19 protein-coding genes are annotated in these 21,990 nt (G+C 39.8%); 11 read left to right on the top strand and 8 right to left on the bottom strand.

The window, feature by feature from the left end; translation table 11 throughout:
* Positions 1 to 16 precede the first annotated feature (16 nt).
* Positions 17 to 670: an N-acetylmuramate alpha-1-phosphate uridylyltransferase MurU gene (gene murU, locus PNIG_RS14495; protein ID WP_058374205.1), complete on the bottom strand. Its 654-nt coding sequence runs from the start codon at positions 668 to 670 to the stop codon at positions 17 to 19.
* A complete protein-coding gene (locus tag PNIG_RS14500; protein ID WP_089368768.1) occupies positions 667 to 1,668 on the bottom strand; it encodes an aminoglycoside phosphotransferase family protein in 1,002 nt (333 codons plus the stop codon). The genes murU and PNIG_RS14500 overlap by 4 nt, the downstream gene beginning before the upstream one ends.
* Before the next feature lie 93 nt (positions 1,669 to 1,761).
* Between PNIG_RS14500 and lptD the strand changes: the two genes are divergently transcribed.
* From lptD to PNIG_RS14535, 7 genes are all read left to right on the top strand, one after another.
* Positions 1,762 to 4,008, top strand: coding sequence for an LPS assembly protein LptD (lptD, locus tag PNIG_RS14505; protein ID WP_041454580.1), 2,247 nt, complete (start codon positions 1,762 to 1,764; stop codon positions 4,006 to 4,008).
* Positions 4,009 to 4,106: 98 nt separating this feature from the next.
* Positions 4,107 to 5,402 (top strand): peptidylprolyl isomerase SurA, encoded by a 1,296-nt coding sequence (gene surA / locus PNIG_RS14510; RefSeq protein WP_011329281.1) that lies wholly within the window; start codon positions 4,107 to 4,109, stop codon positions 5,400 to 5,402.
* A gap of 2 nt (positions 5,403 to 5,404) precedes the next feature.
* Positions 5,405 to 6,397 (top strand): 4-hydroxythreonine-4-phosphate dehydrogenase PdxA, encoded by a 993-nt coding sequence (gene pdxA, locus PNIG_RS14515; protein WP_011329282.1) that lies wholly within the window; start codon positions 5,405 to 5,407, stop codon positions 6,395 to 6,397.
* Complete coding sequence (gene rsmA / locus PNIG_RS14520; RefSeq protein WP_011329283.1) at positions 6,394 to 7,200, top strand: 16S rRNA (adenine(1518)-N(6)/adenine(1519)-N(6))-dimethyltransferase RsmA; 807 nt, start codon at positions 6,394 to 6,396, stop codon at positions 7,198 to 7,200. The genes pdxA and rsmA overlap by 4 nt, the downstream gene beginning before the upstream one ends.
* On the top strand, positions 7,184 to 7,573 hold the full coding sequence (gene apaG / locus PNIG_RS14525; protein WP_011329284.1) for a Co2+/Mg2+ efflux protein ApaG: 390 nt from the start codon (positions 7,184 to 7,186) through the stop codon (positions 7,571 to 7,573). The genes rsmA and apaG overlap by 17 nt, the downstream gene beginning before the upstream one ends.
* 12 nt (positions 7,574 to 7,585) lie before the next feature.
* Positions 7,586 to 8,404 (top strand): symmetrical bis(5'-nucleosyl)-tetraphosphatase, encoded by an 819-nt coding sequence (locus PNIG_RS14530; protein ID WP_089368769.1) that lies wholly within the window; start codon positions 7,586 to 7,588, stop codon positions 8,402 to 8,404.
* Between the two features lie 252 nt (positions 8,405 to 8,656).
* The gene (locus PNIG_RS14535; protein WP_089368770.1) at positions 8,657 to 10,672 is read left to right on the top strand and encodes a methyl-accepting chemotaxis protein; all 2,016 of its coding nucleotides are present in this window, start codon (positions 8,657 to 8,659) and stop codon (positions 10,670 to 10,672) included.
* A 56-nt stretch (positions 10,673 to 10,728) separates the two neighbouring features.
* Here the strand turns inward: PNIG_RS14535 and rfaH are convergent, their stop codons facing one another.
* The 4 genes from rfaH to radC all read right to left on the bottom strand — a co-directional run bounded on the left by rfaH (position 10,729) and on the right by radC (position 12,882).
* Positions 10,729 to 11,214: a transcription/translation regulatory transformer protein RfaH gene (gene rfaH / locus PNIG_RS14540; protein ID WP_089368771.1), complete on the bottom strand. Its 486-nt coding sequence runs from the start codon at positions 11,212 to 11,214 to the stop codon at positions 10,729 to 10,731.
* A gap of 316 nt (positions 11,215 to 11,530) precedes the next feature.
* Positions 11,531 to 11,686, bottom strand: coding sequence for a 50S ribosomal protein L33 (gene rpmG, locus PNIG_RS14545; RefSeq protein ID WP_004335545.1), 156 nt, complete (start codon positions 11,684 to 11,686; stop codon positions 11,531 to 11,533).
* A gap of 11 nt (positions 11,687 to 11,697) precedes the next feature.
* Complete coding sequence (gene rpmB / locus PNIG_RS14550; RefSeq protein ID WP_041454777.1) at positions 11,698 to 11,934, bottom strand: 50S ribosomal protein L28; 237 nt, start codon at positions 11,932 to 11,934, stop codon at positions 11,698 to 11,700.
* 273 nt (positions 11,935 to 12,207) lie between these two features.
* On the bottom strand, positions 12,208 to 12,882 hold the full coding sequence (gene radC / locus PNIG_RS14555) for a RadC family protein (RefSeq protein ID WP_011329290.1): 675 nt from the start codon (positions 12,880 to 12,882) through the stop codon (positions 12,208 to 12,210).
* 143 nt (positions 12,883 to 13,025) lie between these two features.
* On the opposite strand from radC, the gene coaBC reads away from it, so the two are divergent.
* The 4 genes from coaBC (at position 13,026) to PNIG_RS14575 (ending at position 19,133) form a co-directional block, all read left to right on the top strand.
* The gene (gene coaBC, locus PNIG_RS14560) at positions 13,026 to 14,219 is read left to right on the top strand and encodes a bifunctional phosphopantothenoylcysteine decarboxylase/phosphopantothenate--cysteine ligase CoaBC (RefSeq protein ID WP_011329291.1); all 1,194 of its coding nucleotides are present in this window, start codon (positions 13,026 to 13,028) and stop codon (positions 14,217 to 14,219) included.
* Positions 14,220 to 14,377: 158 nt separating this feature from the next.
* Complete coding sequence (gene slmA / locus PNIG_RS14565) at positions 14,378 to 14,965, top strand: nucleoid occlusion factor SlmA (protein WP_011329292.1); 588 nt, start codon at positions 14,378 to 14,380, stop codon at positions 14,963 to 14,965.
* 161 nt (positions 14,966 to 15,126) lie between these two features.
* Positions 15,127 to 17,907: an alpha/beta hydrolase family protein gene (locus tag PNIG_RS14570; protein WP_089368772.1), complete on the top strand. Its 2,781-nt coding sequence runs from the start codon at positions 15,127 to 15,129 to the stop codon at positions 17,905 to 17,907.
* Positions 17,908 to 18,026: 119 nt separating this feature from the next.
* Positions 18,027 to 19,133: a GGDEF domain-containing protein gene (locus PNIG_RS14575; protein WP_089368773.1), complete on the top strand. Its 1,107-nt coding sequence runs from the start codon at positions 18,027 to 18,029 to the stop codon at positions 19,131 to 19,133.
* 500 nt (positions 19,134 to 19,633) lie between these two features.
* Here PNIG_RS14575 and PNIG_RS19960 read toward each other — a convergent pair whose 3' ends face one another.
* Both PNIG_RS19960 and PNIG_RS14585 read right to left on the bottom strand, forming a co-directional pair.
* Positions 19,634 to 19,870 (bottom strand): hypothetical protein, encoded by a 237-nt coding sequence (locus PNIG_RS19960; protein ID WP_147207653.1) that lies wholly within the window; start codon positions 19,868 to 19,870, stop codon positions 19,634 to 19,636.
* Between the two features lie 279 nt (positions 19,871 to 20,149).
* A protein-coding gene (locus PNIG_RS14585) for an IS3 family transposase (protein WP_089368984.1) occupies positions 20,150 to 21,330 on the bottom strand; the annotation gives its coding sequence in 2 pieces (ribosomal slippage) (positions 20,150 to 21,072 and positions 21,072 to 21,330; 1,182 coding nt in all).
* Positions 21,331 to 21,990: the final 660 nt, after the last annotated feature.

Raw genomic sequence — 21,990 nt, forward strand, 5'->3', positions numbered from 1 at the left:
TAAATTATTACCTCTATTAAATTTGTCGTTGATTAAGTGCTGATAATCGCTCAGGAGTACCTACATCATCCCATTGGCCTATGTAGAGTTCGGTAGAGACTAAATGTTCAGTTAATTTTTTAGCTAAAATAGGCCCAAGCGGACGAACACCTTGCTCAAAATCGTTAAAAAAATCGGCTTGATATCGGCCAATTCCAGAAAATGTATATTTTTGACTATCACTCGACAAATGACTGAGTGCAAAATCACCGTTAGGATTATGCGGTGGGTTTTCTATCAGCACTATGTGCGCCTCACCCGCTTGTAAATGCAGTTGAGTTAACGCGCTTACGTCGTAATCGGTATATATGTCGCCATTTATAACAATAAAGGTATCGCCTAATAGGGGCAGCGCAGCAATAATGCCACCGGCCGTTTCAAGGCCACCTGCCACTTCTTGGCTATAACGTATATTTACGCCCCACTTGCTGCCATTGGCAAAATAATCTTTAATTTTATCACCTTGCCACGCAAGGTTTATTACTATTTCGGTAATACCCGCCGCTTTAAGATTAACAATATGATGCTCAATTAATGGCTTACCCGCTACTGCCAACATAGGTTTAGGCATATTTTGCGTTAGTGGCATCATACGTTGTCCGCGCCCGGCCGCTAAAATCATCGCCTTCATGTGCGCTCCTTAGCCAAGCGCTCAACCACTTTAGGAGCAATGGTATTTTGTATAAATAAGCCAAGGGCCTGTAGCTCTGAATAATTAGCAGCTACCTCTACAATGTATGCAAGTGTAGGAAGTATATTAGCCAAATAACCTTTTTTACCATCACGTAAATACAAACGACAAAAAATACCTGCCGCTTTTAAATGGCGCTGTAAACCGGTTAAATCAAACCAATATTTAAATTCATTAAAGGTAACATTAGCAATTAAACCTTGGCGATTAAATTCATCGTATCCGTATTTAACTAAATGAGTTAATTCGCTCTCTGGCAGTTTAAAATAGCAATCGCGTAACAAAGATACCAAGTCGTAACACAACGGCCCGCGTACAGCATCTTGATAATCTATGATCGCCCATTGCTGGTTGCAGCGCATAATATTACGACTATGGTAATCGCGGTGCATGGTAACGCTAGGCTGAGCAAGCATGGTATTACTAAGCAGATCACAGCTTGTTTGCCACAGCATTTGTTGCTCTGCTGTTAGTTCACAATCAATGAAGTCATGCATTAACCACTGGCTGAATATGCCAAGCTCAACAGCTATAAACTTTTTATCATAAGCTTGCATAGCAGCGGCTGCAGGTGTTTTTGCCCACTGTACGCTCAGCTTAATTAATTGCTGGTAATACTCGGTGCGGTGCTCATCATCAAGCATGTCTGCTAGGTGCGTGCTGCCTAAGTCACTTAAAATAAAAAAACCTTGCTGCTCGTCACTGGCAATAATAGCGGGCAATAAAAATCCTTGCTGCGTAAATACGCTATTAAGCGAGATATACGGCGCATTATTTACTTTAAGCGGATCGGAATCCATCACTATAAAGCTGTTATTAGCACAATTTAAGCGATAATAACGACGAAAACTCGCATCGGCAGTAATTGCCGCTAACGTGCATTGTTGCTCACTAAAGTGAGTATTTATAAAGAGTTGTAAGCGTTCAAAACGTGTCATTTTATAAGCTATCTATTTTTCACTAATTACTTTGCCATTGTTTTCCTTTATTATGTCTACTTGAAATTAATCACAGCGTATAAAGGTCGATAAATGAGCAAAACCTGGGGCATATTGATGCTAAGCGTACTGAGCGCACCATCGCTTGCCGAAACTGAACTGACACACAAGTTTTGTGGCACTTCAATGCAAACCAGAGCTTGGCAACCGCTTCCTGGCTTAAAGCTAGGTATGGTTGATATTCGCGCTAACGACGTAGAGCTTTTAGGCACACAAAGCGCTGAATTTACTGGTAATGTTGATATTAACACCGTTAATATGAGTTTGTCCGCACAAACTGCACTAATCGATAAACAACGCGGTTTACTCAATGCTACTGGGCCAATTACTTATCGCGACAAAATAAGCGAAGTTAACAGCACTGGCCTCAACGCCGATTTAAATAATTCAGCAATCAGCTTACTTGGTGCACAATATAGCCTAACACAACAGCTAGGCAAAGGTGGCGCTGAAAAACTCACCGTTGATGAGTCTGGCTTAATGCTAATGAATGCAAGCTTTACTGCTTGCCCTGGCGAAGTACCTGTGTGGGCCATTGAAGCCGACGAAATTAACCTTTCTCGCGAAGAAGGCTGGGGCGAAACCTATAATGCGGTTTTACGCATCCTAGATACGCCGGTTTTATATTTACCTTATTTTACCTTTCCGCTTGATGAGCGCCGTAAATCTGGGTTACTTACGCCTAGTTTTTCAAGCTCAGATCGCTATGGTTTAGAAACTATTACGCCTTACTACTGGAATATCGCTCCCAATTTAGATGCCACCATTACCCCGCGTTATATGTCGCGTAAAGGTTTACAACTGCAAACTGAATTTAGATATTTAACCCAAGAGCATGAAGGCTTAGTGGGTATTGAATATTTAAATAAAGATGATTCAGACCCCGATCTTGGCGATCGTTATATGTTTCATTGGCAACAAAAAAGCTATTTAGGTGAAAACTGGCGCGCTAATGTTGATATAACAAACGTGAGTGACGACAACTACTTAACTGATTTAGACTCTAATTATGCCAGTAAAACCGATACTCAATTGTACAGAACAGGCTCGCTTACTCATATGGGCGACACTTGGCGTACCGATATTACAGTACAAAACTTTGAAGTACTGGGAGATCACTTAGAGTCTTATACCGCTTTGCCACAAATTAGTTTTACCCAAACCGCACCTTGGCAATACGACAACTTTGATTTTAGTGTATCGGGAGAAGTGAGCCACTTTACTAATAGCTCAGCTATTATTGATCAAGCTACTCGAATACATATTGAGCCAAAAGCTCGCTTTGATTATAAAGAACATGCATGGTCGTTTTTATCAGAAGTAAGCATATTACAAACAAACTACAAACAGCATGGTGATTTAGAAGGTACTCAATACAGCGAAAGCGTATCGCGTACACTGCCAAAAGTACGTTTGTATACACAACTTAATTTTGAGCGCGAAACCTCCTACTTTATTGATGACGGTATTCAAACTTTAGAGCCACAGCTACAATATTTATATACCCCTAATGAAGATCAATCTGATATTGGCTTATTTGATACTGCCAAACTACAAGATGATTTTTTTGGTTTATTTAGAGACACACGCTTTTCAGGTGTTGATAGAATAGCTGCTGCTAACCAATTTACCTTAGGTGCAACGACTCGGTTATTTGACAAAAAACACCAAGAAGTATTTAATTTTAGCGCCGGACAAATATTTTATTTAAGCGATTCAGCCAAACCTACAGAGCAAGGATTAAACTCAGACACCAACTACAATGCCTTGTTTGCAGCACAAACCATGGTACATTGGCATCGTCGCTGGTATTTATCTGCGGGTATTCAGTATGATACTGACGGTAAACAAATTATTCAGTCTAACGTAACGCTCGACTATAAAGGCGACGATAATGAGCTAGTTCAATTGAACCATCGGTATTCAGATGATGTCTCAGGTAATGCAATTGAACAAACAGGCTTATTTACAAGCATTCCAGTGAGCGACGAATGGCAGTTTATTGCAAGCTATCACCGCGACCTTGAAAATAACCGCAGTATCGAAGTGTTAAGCGGACTACAGTATGAATCGTGCTGTTGGGCATTTCAAATTACTGGCCATCGCCAAATTGTTACCGACTTAAATCAGTCTATAGGGCAACAACAGGCGACTTTTGATTCAAGCATTCGTTTGAATTTTGTTTTAAAAGGGTTAGGTAGTAAAAGCCGTTATGATGCTAAAAAATTATTACAACAAGGTATTTTTGGTTATCGTAGACCGTATTTTCTTAATGACTAGGACACTATTTTTAAAGTTAAAGTAGTATTAATTAACGCTAAAAATTGAGTATTCCCTAGGATCACAACAGTACTATTAGCAAGAGTAGTAAAAAGAATATGAATTTAAAAAAATTATTAACATCAGCAGTTTTAAGTATTAGCTTATGCCAAAGCGCATTTGCAGCTCCGGTTGAAATCGACAAAGTTATTGGCATAGTCAACCAAGGAGTTATTTTAAAAAGTGAAGTGGACACCATAGTTAACCGTGTTAAAAAGCAAGCTGAAGAACAGAGTCAGGAGCTTCCTAAAGACGAAACATTACGTGTCCAGGCCGTAGAGCGATTAGTTAACCAAACACTCATGATGCAAATGGCTGAGCGTATGGGGTTAGAGATTTCAGACAGCCAACTAGATCAAACACTTGCAAGTATGGCTAAAGAGCAAGGCGGTAGCATTGCAGATTTACGTCGTACTATTGAGGGCTCGGGAGAAAGCTTTCAAGCATACCGTGAAGAAATTCGTAAAGAGATCACTACGCAACAAGTTATGCGCGCCAATGTTGATCGCCGTGTTTATGTAAGCGAGCAAGAAGTAGATAACTTACTAAAAATTATGGAAAGCCAAGGTCAAAACGCAGAAGAGTATGACATTGGCCATATTTTAATTGATATTCCTAGTGATGCTAGCGCCGATGAAATTGCGTCAGCTAAAACGCGCGCAGACAAAGTAATTGAATTACTTAATGACGAGCAAGAATTTAAACGCATTGCTATTTCATCATCAAGCGGCTCTCAAGCACTTGAAGGTGGACAACTAGGTTGGATGGGCATTAACGAAATGCCGTCGTTATTTGCTGAAGCCGTAAAAGGTAAAAAGCAAGGCGCTATTATTGGTCCGCTGCGCTCTGGTGCTGGTTTTCATATTATAAAAGTCCAAGATGTTCGTGGTCGTCAAGTTGTAGAAACAACTGAAACTCGCTCACGTCATATTTTAATAAAACCATCTATTATTTTAAGTGAAGAAAAAGCACGTAGTATGCTTGCCGGTTTTGTAAAAGACTTACGCGCTGATAAAGCCGACTTTGCAAAACTTGCTAAAGAATACTCAGAAGATCCAGGCTCAGCCCTTAAAGGTGGTGAGTACGATTGGGCTGATCCAACTAGCTATGTTCCTGCCTTTAGAGATACTTTATTATCACTTAAGCAAAATGAAATTAGCGAACCATTTAGAAGCCAATTCGGTTGGCATATTGTGCAGTTACTCGATACCCGTGTAGCTGATAAAACCGAGCAAGCTAAACGCAACCGCGCCCATGGCATGCTATTTAATCGTAAATTTAAAGAAGAAAGCTTTAACTGGCAGCAAGAAATGCGCGAACAAGCCCATGTTGAAATTTTCCCAATAGACGAATAACTATGACATTACGTATCGCAATTACCCCTGGTGAGCCTGCGGGCATTGGTCCAGATTTACTGTTAAAACTTGCCCAACAAACTTGGGACGCACAGCTTGTTGCCATTGCCGACGCGAATATGCTTAAGCAACGTGCTAAACATTTAGGCTTAAGTATAAAGCTAATAGAGTTTGATCAGCACGCTGCAGCAACGCCTGCACCAGCAGGAAGCCTTTACCTACATCAAGTAGATGTAGCTGAGCCTGTAGAGCTAGGTGTGCTTAACGATGCTAATGGCCAATACGTATTAGACACTTTGCGTATTGCCAGTGAAAAAAACATGGATGGCACTTTTGCAGCAGTTGTTACCGGCCCTGTACATAAAGGTATTATTAATAAAGCCGGTATTTCGTTTAGTGGCCACACCGAGTATTTTGCACAACAGTCGAATACCGCAGATGTAGTAATGATGCTTGCTACGCAAGGCCTAAGAGTAGCGCTGGTAACGACGCATATTCCACTTGCCTATGTATCGCGTGCTATTACAGAGGATCGGCTAATCAAAGTAGCGAGTATTTTAAACCACGACTTACAAACTAAGTTTGGTATAGAAAAGCCGCGTATTTTAGTCTGTGGTTTAAATCCTCATGCTGGTGAAGATGGCCATTTAGGCCGTGAAGAAATAGATACCATTATTCCAACACTTGAAATACTTAACAACCAAGGTATGAACCTGATTGGTCCACTCCCTGCCGACACTTTATTTCAAGATAAATACCTAAATGAAGCCGATGCCGTATTAGCTATGTATCACGATCAGGGGCTACCTGTGCTAAAATACAAGGGATTTGGTAACTCGGTAAATATTACCTTAGGTTTACCATTTATTCGCACCTCAGTAGATCATGGTACTGCTCTGGATTTGGCAGGCAAAGGTACTGCTGATGTTGGCAGTTTTGAATTAGCGATCCGCGAAGCAATTAAGCTCGCCCAAGAGAAAGCACAAAATCAATGACCGATAAAGTACATTTAGGACACCGCGCCCGTAAACGTTTTGGACAAAACTTTTTATTTGATGACATGATCATCGGTAAAATAGTGAGCGCAATCGATCCTAAACCAGAAGATAACCTAGTAGAGATTGGTCCAGGCCTTGGCGCAATTACTGAACCGGTAGCCGAATTAAGCGGCCATTTAACGGTTGTAGAATTAGATAAAGATTTGGCACAGCGTTTAATTGAACACCCATTTTTGGGACCTAAATTAACCGTAAACCAAGGCGATGCAATGACCTTTGATTTTGCAAGCTTGGTGAGAGATGACAAAAAACTAAAAGTGTTTGGTAACTTACCGTATAACATTTCGACTCCGTTATTATTTCATCTTTTTGAATTTGCAGACAATATTGAGCACATGCACTTTATGCTGCAAAAAGAAGTAGTAAAACGCATGGTTGCAGGCCCGGGGAGCAAAACCTTTGGTCGTTTAAGCGTAATGACTCAGTACTACTGTAATGCAATGCCGGTTATAGAAGTACCGCCTGAGTGCTTTAAACCTGCGCCTAAAGTAGATTCGGCGGTTATTCGCTTAATCCCTAAAAAGCCTGAACAACGCACTGCAAAAAGCGTGAAAATTTTAAATAACGTTTGCCTAGAAGCTTTTAACCAGCGTCGTAAAACACTACGCAATAGTTTAAGCAACTTACTAACTGCGGATGAGCTAACCAGCATTGGCATAGATGTTACTTTGCGTGCTGAGCGCTTATCGTTACAACAATTTATTGACATAGCAAATTGGATTTATGACAACAAGCAGTAATATTGGATCGCCTGTAAAGGTATCTGTTGAAACATTTTATGTAGAAGAGCAGTCGCAACCTGAACTCGAAAAGTTTGTATTTGCTTATTCTGTAACCATTAAAAACCACAGTTTGTGTAGCGCTAAATTACTGAGCCGTTATTGGTTAATTACCGATGCAAATGGCAAAGAAATTGAAGTGCAAGGCGAAGGTGTGGTCGGCGAAAACCCAGTTATAGCACCCGGCGAAAGTTATAAATATACCAGTGGGGCAATACTAGATACCCCGGTAGGTACTATGCAAGGGCACTATACGTTACGTAACGAGTTTGGCACTGAGTTTAAAGCGCCTATTAACGTGTTTCGTTTAGCCTGCCCTAACATACTGCACTAGTACACTATACACATGGCTGACTACGCAATAGGTGATTTGCAAGGCTGCTTTAACGAGTTTAACGCGTTACTCCAACGCGTTAACTTTAATCCAAGTAAAGATCATCTCTACTTGGTGGGCGATATAGTCGCTCGAGGCCCTGACTCACTAGCCTGTTTAGAGTACTTATACAAACACCAAAATAGCATTACAGTTACGCTAGGCAATCATGACTTACACCTGATTGCCTGCTATCTACTTAATAAACCACCCAACCCTAATGATAAATTAGCAGCTGTATTCAATAGCACTAAACTCCCCCACTATATTGCATTTTTACAAACTCAGCCTTTGGCACTTTACCTTAAGCAGTACAATAGCTTTATATCCCATGCTGGGCTCAACCCTGACTGGTCGATAGCACAAGCCTTACAACATGCTCAGTTTGCTCAGCATTGTTACAGCTCGCCTAAAGCGCATGACTTTTTTGCAAACATGTACCAACCTCACCCCATTAATAACCCTAATGAACTTAATAACTATGAAAAGTTTAGATACATAGTTAACTACTTTACCCGTATGCGATTTTTAACTGCCGATAACCAACTCGACTTAAGTGCAAAAGGAGAAGTAACAAGTGGCAATAACTTAACCCCTTGGTTTATGCATCCAGCAATAACAACGGCTAAACAAACGCTTATTTTTGGCCACTGGGCAGCATTAAATGGTAAAACACCTCATAATCATTTATTAGCCTTAGACACCGGATGTGTTTGGGGAGGCGCCATGACCTTAATAGAATTAAAAAGCAAACAAAAAACTGTAGAAAAATCACAACTTTCGTCTAAATAAACTGAAATAAAGTAATACATCTGTTAAGTTTAATGTCGCATGTTGAAACTTTGTAACTACAACCTGTTCACATTAAGTTGGCATTATATTTAGTAGCAAAAATAGCACTCCTATAATTAGAGCTACGCATGGCCATTGCTTAATTAAAAATAATCAACACAGATTAAACAATTAAAATTAACTTTAATTACTTAACTTATTGCAATACAAGCCGATAAGTTTTAACTGATATACTTTAGAATGGAAATCCGTATGAATTTAACAGTGAGCCAGCGTATTTGGGGTGGATTTATTTTCATCACTCTACTGCTTTTAATAATTGGCGGTAACTCTTTAATAAAAATAGCAAATATTGATCGCTCCACCCAAAAAGTAAATCAGTTGTCGCTGCCCGCTTTAAATAAAAGCGCTGAATTACAAGCCGAGTTTATTTTAATGAGCAAAGCTGCTCAAGCTAGTTTTTATACCTCTTCTGCAGAGCAACTAGAACCAATAAAAAACCAAGTGCTCGAACAAAAGCAGTTATTCAATACGCTGCATAGTGAATTACAAGAAGTGGTTAAAAACGATCCACTATTGAGTAAAAGTAGCCAACAAGTTGAAACAACCTATTTAAGTTTTTTAAGCACGGTAGAGGGCTTACTTGCCGACAAAGCTAAACAGCTAGCACTGAATAAAATGTTAAAAGCGCAACTAGAAAGCATAGAGCTTGCCGCCGAAGATGCAAACTCAATTGTACTCGATATTATTGATATAAACGGCTTAGAGCAAAGTAACCCACGCGCTTACCAGGCTGCTAATAATCTTGAAAACAATTTTATGTCTGTAGTAAGCAACAGTACCGACATGCTAACGGTTAAAACGCTTAATACCTTAGATATTGTAAAAAATGAACAAGTATACTACTTCGAAGAAGTGACCCGCACCATAGCGCTAATTAAACCAGCCATAGAGCAAAGCCATAGTGGTTTATACAATAGTCTAAAAGAATACGTAGACACGCTAGAGAGCAACATTGTAGGTAACAATAGCCTTGCTGCGAATAAAAAACGCTTAATCGATGCAATTAGCCTTACTGAACGTGAACTTGCAGAGTCTGAGCAAGCAACTAAAACAGCGCTAAATCAAATTGACGTACTTGTAAAACAAGCCAGCGATGTTGCTTTTTCATTGCAAAAAGGGGTGCGCAGCGACGTAGATTCTGCAAACTTGTGGACTTGGATAGGCATGATAATAGCCACCATAATTGCAATTATCGTGGCAGTCGTTACAGTTAATCGTATTACTAAACCACTGGCTGAAGTTAACCGCATTTTAGATATTGTAGCAAGTGGCGATATGACACAGCGCTTAGATGACAGTGCCAAAGATGAGTTTGGTGAGCTATCTAAAAGCTGTAACACCTTAATTGATAGCCTTCGCAGTTTAATTAAAGGCATTATTTCACGCTCAACTCAGCTTGCAGCTGCATCAGAGCAAACCTCAACAATTACTGGCGAATCAAGTAAAGCAATTCGTAATCAGCAAGCACAAGTTGAACAGGCAGCTACAGCAACAACAGAAATGAGTAGTACATCACAAACGGTAAGTAATAGCGCTCAACAGGCGTTACATGAGATTAAAAATGCCGATAAAGAAGCCGAGCGCGTTAAAGACATTTCAAATCAAAATAAAGCCACTATCGAGCAACTAGCTTACGAAGTTGATGAAGCGTCGAATGTTATTAATAAGCTCCACAAAGACAGCGCATCGATTGGCAGTATATTAGATGTGATTCGCGGTATTGCTGATCAAACAAACTTATTGGCATTAAATGCCGCGATTGAAGCAGCGCGTGCAGGTGAGTATGGGCGAGGCTTTGCTGTAGTAGCAGATGAAGTACGCTCTCTGGCAAGTAAAACACAAGAATCAACCCAAGAGATTCAATCTATGATTGAGTCACTACAAAGCGGTGCAGAAGCCGCTGTATCGGCTATGGAAAAAGGTAAACAACAAGCCGTGTCGTGTGTTAAGCAAAGCGATTTAGCAAGCAGCGCTCTCGACTCGATTACTTTAGCCGTATCGCAAGCGCATAACGTGAGTGAAGAAATATCAACGGCAGCGCAAGAGCAACAACAAGTATCACAAGAAATAAGTGAGCGCTTAGAGTCCATTGTTGCTATAGCCGAGCAAACCGCTGAGGGCGCAATACAAACGACCATATCAAGTTCAGAAGTAGCAAAACTAGCAGAAGAACTTAGGTTATCAGTAGAGAACTTTAAGGTTTAATTACTGCTATAAACATTTATAAAAAGGGGAAGTAATTTATTACTTCCCCTTTTTTATTAAATTTTGCTTATTGCTTGATTACTCACGCTAATTTCTATTTGTTTGTTAAGCAAATTAATGAACAAAATACTGCGCATATCGCCATCAGGCTCTTTATAAATAGCGTCAATATTTTTAAATGACTCATTGTTTACACTCACCAAGTCACCGCTTTTAGGAACTTGCGATTCATGTGAGTGCGAACACTCTGCTTTAAGCTGATTAATTAACTCAACGGGCACACGCTGATATGCAGCACCATAAGTTACAAAGCCACTTACTCCGCGGGTATTTTTTACCGCAAAAAAGTTACCATTCTCAGCTTCTAAACACACAAATACATAACCAGGAAATAAAGCAGACTGCTTAACAGTGCGGCGTCCTTTAACTAACTTTTCAGTAGTTAACTTTGGAAAAAATGACGCTATTCCTTGGTTTTTTAAATTAACCTGCGCACGCTCTTCTTGGCGAGGTTTACATACAACTAAATACCAACTTTCCATGGCAATTCCTACAGCCTGAGTTGAAGATAAGACAACCATAAACTAAATGAGCGCAGCATTATACTCCTATGCAAACCTTTATGTAAAATAGCCCCACAGTAAATAAGTACTCACTTAGAAAAAGTGATTTAATACGCTGATAATCAAACGAGTAGGTTTTAATTGAGGGGTAAGCGCTGATATATTACAGCTATTAGAAGCAAGCTCTAAGCGAAAGCCAAGGGCAATATTAAACAATTAAGCTATTATTTTACGTAAATCAAAAACAAAAAACCCAGCATAAGCTGGGTTTTTACATTCTAATAGAAAACTAAAATTACTTAATTTTAGCTTCTTTAAAAAGAACATGTTTACGAATCTTTGGATCAAACTTTTTGATTTCCATCTTCTCAGGCATGTTACGTTTGTTCTTGTCGGTAGTGTAGAAAAAACCAGTACCGGCAGTTGAAACTAAACGGATTTTATCGCGCATGATTCAGATCCTTAAACTTTTACGCCGCGAGCACGGATTTCTGTAAGAACCGTGTCGATGCCTTTTTTATCGATAATACGCATACCTTTAGTAGTAGTGCGTAATGTTACAAAACGTTTTTCACTTTCAACCCAAAAACGGTGTGTTTGTAGGTTAGGTAGGAAACGACGTTTAGTCGCGTTTCTCGCGTGTGAACGGTGATTACCAACCGCAGGACGCTTACCTGTAACTTGACATACTTTAGCCATGTCTATATATCTCCAATAACTTAGCTCGAGCTTAATTTTCCCTAAGGCCATGTAGTTGTGCCCTAGAGATAAATCGAAGGGCGCTCTTTATACAGCTTTTACAGGCGAAGATCAAATAACTGATCTCATCCAATCAGCTCATGTGCAAATTTGATAGCGGCTAATTATAAAGATCGAAAGCCCATAGGGAAAGTAAAAACTGCATTTAAATTAAACTAATTTGCCAAAACACACTAAACTGCTCGTTTTTAGTACTCTTCTGTAAAAGTAAAGCTAAATAAGACCTCGTTCAGCAAAAGAAACACAGGTTTCTCCTCCAACAATAATATGATCCAGCACATTTATATCTACCAATTGCAGTGCTTGTTGCAATTTATTAGTAATAAGTTTGTCGGCCTGACTCGGTTCGGCAATCCCGCTTGGGTGATTATGCGCAAAAATAACCGCTGCTGCATTATTTTTAAGTGCCGCTTTTACCACTTCTCGTGGATATACACTGGCAGAATTAATGGTGCCATAAAAAAGTATTTCATCTTTAATTAAGCGATTTTGACTATCAAGATACAGCACCATAAATACCTCCTGCTGCAAACCTCGCATTTGCAAGGTTAAATAATCATATACAGCGTTTGGCGAGTTAAATATAGCATCGCGCTGGCAACGCTCCTGCATATAACGCTGGCTGAGCTCAAGCACCGCTTGCAACTGCACATACTTAGCTGTACCTAACCCTTTTTGCGCACAAAACTCTTCCATACTGGCATTAAATAAATTGTGTAGCGTTTTGTTTTCATTAAGTAAATGTTGGGCAAGCTCAATCACATTCATACCCGGCAAACCGGTGCGTAAAAATATGGCAAGCAATTCAGCATCACTGAGCGCTTTTGCGCCTTTTTCGATTAGCTTTTCGCGGGGACGCTGCGAATTAGGAAGTGAGGTTAGTTGCATTATTCATCCTTGATAAATCGGCTTATATATTAACTGTAATGCAAATTTGAAAATTAGCCTGTTATTTTCATCTTAAAAGCTTAGCTGTACGGGTCAAGATTTGTTATTTTAGCCCTAATATTAAATAAGGCTGATGGACAACCATGATTAATTTAACTAATAAAAAAATAGTGCTGGGAATTAGCGGCGGTATAGCGGCCTATAAATGCGCAGAACTGGTTAGACGCTTAAAAGAGCATGGTTGTAGTGTTAAAGTAGTTATGACTGAATCAGCAAAACATTTTATAACCCCCTTAACTATGCAAGCTGTGAGCGGTGAAATGGTTGCAGACTCCTTACTCGACCCTTCAGCAGAAGCTGCTATGGGCCATATTGAGTTTGCCAAGTGGGCCGATTTAATTTTAGTTGCCCCAGCCACCAGCAACATTATTGCTAAAATGGCGGCGGGCATTGCTGATGACTTACTCACTACCTTATTACTTGCAACTCCGGCTAAAGTCGCTATCGCACCGGCTATGAATCAGCAAATGTATGCTCACCCTGCTACACAAGCTAATTTAGCCACACTTAAAGCACGTAACGTGCTTATTTGGGGCCCAGGAAAGGGTGAGCAAGCTTGTGGCGATGTAGGCGCTGGGCGCATGCTAGAGCCTCATGAGCTAGTTGCTTTATGTATTGCAAAAGAGCAACCTCAGTTACTTGCAGGTAAAACCATTACCATAACTGCAGGCCCGACCCGAGAAGCCATTGACCCGGTACGTTTTATATCTAATCACAGCTCAGGAAAAATGGGCTACGCACTTGCTGAGGCCGCTTTATTACTTGGCGCTAAAGTTAATTTAATTTCAGGCCCGGTGACTATAAAAGCCCCTACTGGCGTAAATTTGATCAACATAGAAAGCGCCGAGCAGCTATTAAACGAATCACTCAACTACGCACCGCGCTCAGATGCGTTTATTGGCTGCGCAGCTGTTGCCGACTACCGCGCAGCAACCGTTGCAGCACAAAAAATGAAAAAGCAAGGCGACGAGCTTACCCTTACTTTAGTTAAAAACCCGGATGTAATTGCACACGTAGCTAATTTACAGCAAAACCGCCCTTACACTGTTGGTTTTGCCGCAGAAACACAAAATGTAGCAAACTACGCAAAAGGCAAACTAAAAAATAAAAACCTGGATATGATTTGCGCTAACGATGTATCACAAAGTGATCTTGGGTTTAACGCTGACAATAATGCGCTAACCCTGTACTGGCATAATGAACAGCTTGAATTACCAACAAATAGCAAAACAGCAATTGCGCTAACAGTGATCCAACAGCTCGCTCAGAGAATATAAAAGAGCTGGAAACAAACTGAATAAAACATTAACATGCTAAACACGCGTTTACTTTTAAGAGTTTAAATTTGTTTAATTCTAAATATAAACGCGCCTTAAACATTTGAATCAAAATGACTAGCTCCTGCTAAAAGATAACTAATAAAAAAGGAATGTTCATGCCTGCGACAAAAAGAAGTAATCGCAAAGAGCAAATACTGCAAGCACTTGCACAAATGTTAGAAACCAGTCCCGGCCAGCGTATTACCACAGCAAAGCTAGCCGCTGAGGTTGGTGTATCGGAAGCAGCGTTGTATCGTCATTTTCCTAGTAAAGCACGTATGTTTGAGGGCTTAATAGAATTTATTGAAGACACGCTTTTATCTCGTATAAATCTTATTTTAGAAAACGAAAAAGAAAGCCAAGCCCGCGTTTATAATATTTTGCATTTACTACTAACGTTTGCTGAAAAGAACCCTGGTATTACCCGTATTTTAACCGGCGACGCATTGCAAGGTGAGCAAGAGCGGTTACGTGAACGAGTGCAAAGTTTCTTTGAAAAACTTGAGACCCAATTTAAACAAGTACTGCGCGAGAGAAAACTGCGTGAAGGTAAAAACTTTCAAAGTGACGAGCTAACCCTAGCCAACTTTTTACTTGCCTATGTTGAAGGTAAAATGAATCAGTTTGTACGCAGTAATTTTAGTACTAAGCCAAGCGCACAATTTGAAAAACAATGGCCGGAGCTACAAAAAATCTGGTTATAAACTCCAAATTCAACACACGTAACCTTGTGAGCCACGCTTGCAAGGTTTTTAAATTTTCACCTTCAGCCTTTCAACTCTGCTTTGCTACCACTTGTCGTATATACTCGAATTATAGACAAAACTCGTTACAATAAAATAACGCTAAAAAACGAGAACCTATAATGAAAACAAAGCTCACCCTTTTAAGCTCTGCGCTTATTGTCAGCGTAGCTAGCACCACAGTTTACGCTAAAGAGTCGCTACAATTTAACGATGTGTTTGATTTTAAATCAGCCAAAGCAACGCAGCTATCTGAAGATGGCCGTATTTTATCGCTCAGTGCAACCCCGTATCGTGGTGATGCCACTGGCCAAGTTTACTCGCTAAGCGGTAATAGCTTAATTGCAGAAGTACCGCGTGGTACTAAACCAGTTATTAATCAAGCTGCTAACTGGGTTGCATTTACCCAAGTACCCACGCTACTAGAACAAGAAACCACGAAGAAAAAAGATGCTCTAAAAAACAACCTGGTACTAGTAAATACCCAAACAGGCGAGCAACAAAGTTTTAGTAATGTGAAAGACTATAAGTTATCAAACGATGGAACTTGGCTTGCCTATCGCTTAAATCAAAAAGCAGCTAAAGGCGATGATGAAAAAGCCGAGGATGAAAGTGCCAGCACTCATGCTAATAAAAACGATAGCGCCATCACACCAGACAAAGATGATAAAACCTATCCACTGGTTATTGTAAATTTAAGCAATAAACGCAGCCACACAATTACAGATGTATTTAACTACAGTATTAGCGCAACTAACCAGCAACTATTAGTTAGCCAGAGTTACAGCGATGGTAACAACAATCAAATAGCACTGCTTAATTTAAATGACTTTGTAAGCAGCATACTCATAGATGAGCCTGGTGTTGTGGCCAGTAAAATAGCCTGGCACCCAACTGAGGCAAGCGTAGCATTTACGTTAGGTAACTATGTTAACGACGACATGCGCCGTCGTAACTACAGCTTACAACTTTGGCAAAATGAGCAGCTAACAACGATTAACTCCCCCAACAAAGATTGGGGAATAGGTAAAACCGCCGCGTTAATATGGTCTAAAAATGGCGAGCGTTTATATTTTGAAAATCGCCCTAAACTAGCCGCTAAAGTAAAAGCTAAAGAGTATAGCGACGAAGCCTCACTATACGACTTTGACACTATACGAGAGCATAAAGGCTTAAAAGTATGGCATAACAACGACGCGCAAATAAAACCGCGTGAACAGCAGCAGTGGAACGAAAAAAACAAAAACCGCCATTACAGCGCGGTGTACCACATAAATTCGCAAAAAGTTATCCAGCTAAGTACTGTGAGCATGCCAGAGGTTGCGCTTAATCCGCAGCGCGATACATCACTGCTTGGTTATACTGATATCCCATACCTTGAGAAAATAATGTATGGCGGCTTTTTTGCTGACTACTTTGCTGTAAATATTAATACAGGTAAACACACTCCCATTGTTAGTAACTACCCGTTTAAACCAAGTTTGGCACCTAATGGCGAGTTTGCCGCCTACTTTAGCGATAACCATATACAGCTAAAAGATTTAAAAAATAATAAAGTCACTACGCTTACACGTGCAATTCAAGCTACTTTTGCTGATGACAAGCACGACTACCCTTCAGCCCAACCAGGTTATGGTTTTGCCGGTTGGAATCAAGATAGCAGCCAACTACTTGCTTACAGTAAGTACGATATTTGGGCGTTTGATGTAAATAGCCAGCAGGCAAAACGTTTAACTAATGGTAAACAAACCAATACTCAATATCGCGTTATTAAACTTGATAAAAGCCAAGTTGGCTTTAAAAAAGACGAAACATTGCTTATATCGGCTATTAACTTACAAACTAAGCAAAGTGAAATAGCCAAGCTTGATTTAACCACCAACACAGTAACTAAAGTGCTCAGTGGTAATAAACGTTTTGATTTAGTTAAAAAAGCAAAAAATGCCGATAAATACCTATTTACTGAGCAAGCGTACCATCAGTTTCCAGACTTTTATCAAACTGACTTTAGTTTCAGTGCTCCGCAACAAGTGACTACACTTAACCCACAAATAAGTAACTTTGCCTGGGGCGAAAAGCCAGAACTCATAAGCTACAAAGGCTTTGATGGCGAAGACTTACAAGGCGTACTAATTAAACCTGCGAGTTACAAAAAAGGCGAAAAAGTACCAGTAATGGTGTATTTTTACCGTTATATGAGCCAACGCATGTACGACTTTCCTAAAATGGAATTAAACCACCGCCCTAATTTTCCTATGTTTACCTCAAACGGTTACGCGGTATTTTTACCCGACATTCGTTTTGAAATAGGCCACCCAGGTAAATCATCAACGCAAACCATGATCAACGCCACGCAAAAGCTCATTGATTTAGGCATTGCTGATAAAAATAAAATTGGTTTACAAGGTCATTCGTGGGCAGGCTACCAAAGTGCCTTTATGATCACTCAAACCGATATGTTTAAAGCGGTTGTATCGGGTGCTCCCGTGTCTAACATGACCAGCGCCTATAGTGGCATTCGTTTAAAATCGGGCTTAGCGCGTCAGTTTCAGTACGAAACAGGACAAAGCCGCATTGGTAAAAACCTTTTTGAAGCGCCAGAATTATACATAGAAAACTCACCGGTATTTTTTGCCGATAAAGTAAACACTCCTATTTTAATTATGTTTGGCGATAAAGACGACGCTGTACCTTGGCACGAAGGGGTACAGTATTACTTAGCCCTGCGCCGTGCGGGTAAAGATGCCACTTTTTTACAGTATGAAGGCGAACCTCATCACTTGAAAAAGTTTCCTAATCAAGTCGATTTTTCAATTCGTATGATGCAGTACTTTGATCATTACTTAAAAGGCAAACCCGCCGCAAAGTGGATGAAAGAAGGCGAAGCATTTATACAAGAGTAAAAATAAATGATAAAAACCCCGATAGATTTAAGTCTATCGGGGTTTTATAATTTATTACTACCCACTTTATAATAAATAGACAATACTGAATTAATTAATAATTATTAAGTCGTTATTTGATGCTACATTTTTGGTATAAAGAATTTCCGCAATACCCTAGAGATCATAAGGATTACTGGCGAACAGGCTTAATTGCACATTCTTTATTAATCTGCTGCTGCTACTTTTTAATTTTAACCTTACTAAATGTTTTTTATTTTTCGAGTTACGATATTGCACTTATTGATGCCTTAGGACTTATAGCGTCATTAAGTATTTGTATATGGTTTAATAAAACAGCTCAGGTTAGTAAAGCTGCTTGGGTTGTTGCATTAATGATAGTTGGCTTAATAATGCTCTTTATAGTATCGGCAAAGGGTCATGCTCATTCATTATTTTGGGCAACACTTATTCCGCCTTTTACCTTTTTTTTAGTTGGGCGGAATTGGGGAAGTATATTAAGTAGCATTGCTTTTGGTATTTGTGCCTATCTAGTTTACTTACAGCAACAACTATCAATTACCATAGGTTTATCTGCATTATTTAATTTTATTGAAGTGTCTATTGCGCATGTTTTATTATTTAGGTTTTATGAAAAAACGCGTTTTTCGGCTTACTCTCATCTTTCGAAGCGCAATGCCGAAATAAAACAGCTAGCCGAAACCGATAAGCTCACCGGGCTATATAACAGGCAAAAATTTGATTTTGAATTGTCGCAATTACTGAGTGAAAATAATAATGAGCGAAAATCAAATATAGTGATGATTTGCGACATAGATCACTTTAAAAAAGTAAACGATACTTATGGCCATTTAGCGGGTGATAACGTGCTTAGTGAGTTTGCCAATATTTTACAAAACAAGCTTACAAATAGTGCATTAATTGCACGCTGGGGCGGAGAAGAGTTTACTATTATTCTTCGAGATAGCAGCCTAGATAACGCAATTAACGAAGCTGAAGAGCTCAGAGCGTTTATTGCCACTCATTTAATCGATAATAGAGCGTTAACTATCAGTATTGGTATAGCTAAAGCGCATGTTGACGACACTGCTTTGCATCTTTTAGAGCGCGCCGATAAAGCGCTTTATAAAGCAAAATTACAAGGGCGAGATCAGGTCTGTGTTGCTAGCGACAACTTAACCAAAACTCACTATGAAAACACATTAAGTAAATCCGCTGCTATTTAAAAGTTAGCTCTAAAGTATCAGCGGTTAAACCCAATAAACTAAATTAACCTTGTAACTGCTAACTTATTGTTCCTAAAATATTTGTGCAGCGACAATAAAGTTTGCCCGTAACAGAAAAAATGACAATAAAGTTTGCCCGTAAGAGAAGGTGAGGCTTTAGTTTCTGCAAGCAAAAAACAAGTTAACAACGCTAATAGCTGGCGTAAGAATGAGTAATTTTTTCAACATCAGAATGTCGAAAAGCCAGCGGCCACAAAAGTGACGGCTGGCTTTCCTACCCACCCTATCCCGTAATCACATGGTATGTTTCGGCTAATCAGCAGTACCTTTGACCTAGCTTAATAAAAGCAATAACAATGTGCTCCTAAAAATGTTTGAATAGCGCTGCGGTAGCAAACTGGCTAGTCACAGGGCTTACCAATACAGGTGCTTCAAACTGATGTGGTTTATCCACATATTTTGGCGTTAAGGTGCCAGTTTCCTATGGGGGTCTCACTAATTTACCAAATAGCAGGGTATTCAACAACTCCGTCAATACCAAACCCATGATTTAACAAAGCTTGCCTTACTATAAATGGCAATGTATTCGCATCGCTAGGGTACTTAGCTAGAGTAGTTTCTGAAAATGTATCAATAGCATCTAGCAGCTCTGATAGGCTAAATTGCTCAGAAACAACCGAGCCCCAAATAGCGTCTTCAACTGTTGATTCTAATTCGGCATTTGTATTTTGAAACATTAGGCTACTTTGATACACAACTCTGAACTTGTTGTTACCCTGATGATGGATAACAATCTTAAGCTGAGGAATCTTTTTTAGTAACTGAGATTTAACTCGTCTAGCATCAAAAAATGCTTGGCTTAATATCACCTTCCCTTCAACTTTATAGAAATTTTTTGAATTTTTCTCTGGAACGATATTCCAATAAACACGAAAAGAGTTTCTTCTTAATTTATGACCATAAATTTCAAGCAAGGGTTTTAGCTGCTGTTCAGTGCCTTGTTTAGAGTGTAGTGGTCAACTAATTTTGGCCACAGTTTTAGAATCTTGGTATCTAACCTCAGATTCATTTGGCGCTAAACCAGCATTATAATGATGTGGCCTAACGTTGTTGTAATATCCGTTGATATAATCACTCACACTATATTTAGCGTCTCTAAAGTTTTCATATCCAACTTTTGGCATCCATTCCGTCTTAAAGCTTCTAAAAAATCGTTCCATTGGCGCATTATCCCAACAGTTTCCGCGCCTACTCATACTTTGTTTGATTTTATAGCGCCATAAACGTTGGCGATATTTCAAACTTGTATAATGACTACCTTGGTCTGAATGAAACATCAATCCGCTTGGCCTGCCTCTGCTCTCATACGCGAGTTCAAGCGCTTTTAGCGTTAAGTTAGTATCTGGCGACAACGACATTGCCCAACCAACGACTTTACGTGCAAATAAATCAACAACGACCGCTAAATAGGCCCAGCGATTGCCTGTCCAAATATACGTCACATCACCGCACCACACCGTATTCGGCTCAACAACATCAAACTGCCTATCTAACAAATTTGGGATTTCAAGATGCTCATTACCACCACGTTTATATTGATGTTGTGGTACTTGGCAGCTCTCGAGTTTTAGTTTCACCATCAGCTTAGCGGCGCGATAACGGCTTAATTCAAAACCGTTATTCGTTGCGATTGCCGCGATTGTTCGTGCTCCAGCTGAACCGCTGCTCATTGCATGTATGGCTTTAACTTCCGCTTCTAGCCTTATTTGCTCTGGTGTAGGCGTTGTATCCCGTATGGCCCAATATTTATAGCTGCTGCGATGCACATTGAATACGCTACACAACACGCTAATTGGGTAACGCTCTCGTTGATTTAACTTCTCAATTAACGAGAATTGTTCAGGGAGTCGGACATCAAGAGAGCGGTAGCCTTTTTTAATATATCCTTTTCTAATTCAATGCGTTGAATTTGCTTTTTAAGCTCACGAATTTCAATTTGTTCGGGTGTCATTGGTGACGCTGTGGGTGTCTGGCCATTCCGTTCTTGCTTTAATTGAGTTACCCACTTACTTACTGTTGATTTACCAACCCCCATCGCCTTAGCCGCATCTTCTTGTGTGTAACCTTGGTCAACTACAAGCTGAGCTGTTTCTAATTTGATTGCCGCAGAATACGTTGCGCGTTTTAATTTCGTCATTTTTACACCCAAATTTGTATGCTTATTAGCATAACATTTCTTTCTTAATGGGTGGCCAAATTAACTATGCCACTACATACCCAAAGATAAATTGTGACAACAAAGATTGAAACTCACTTTTGGACAGAAACGTGTCAGGGACTTTTCTAAATTAGCAACGCACAGATAGCAATACGTACGGCTGTGTTTATCAGACCTGTTTATTCAATAACTTTATCGAGTCCGTTCAAAAGTACCGTTCACATCACGCGTGTAACTTTCCCGTGTGCAATTCGTTATTAGCGCTTACATGGCAAGGCCTCTAGGTTAATACGACAGTGTAACCTAGAGTGCCGCCGCACCTGTTTTTAATGTGAAATGGTAGATACACCGGCAATTATTTTAATAAATACTCACCTTTTGCTTATTCGTAAAAGTGCTATGCGTTAAATTATGATTAAGCGGAACTAAGGCGACAGGTTAATTTTTTCAGCGCCGCAGATAGTTAAAAAATTTTGTTAGTATCAAAGAAACATAAAAAATGAAGGTAACCAGGCACGAGGCCTGGTTGAAAATCAACGATAGTAAAATGGCATGGATGCCACGTTCTAACCGCCAATCTTTTACGGCAATTTAAGATTACACTGCGGTTGGGGCACTATCAATATTAATGAGCACGCG

This window comes from Pseudoalteromonas nigrifaciens, assembly GCF_002221505.1.
Classification (GTDB): Bacteria; Pseudomonadota; Gammaproteobacteria; order Enterobacterales; family Alteromonadaceae; genus Pseudoalteromonas; species Pseudoalteromonas nigrifaciens.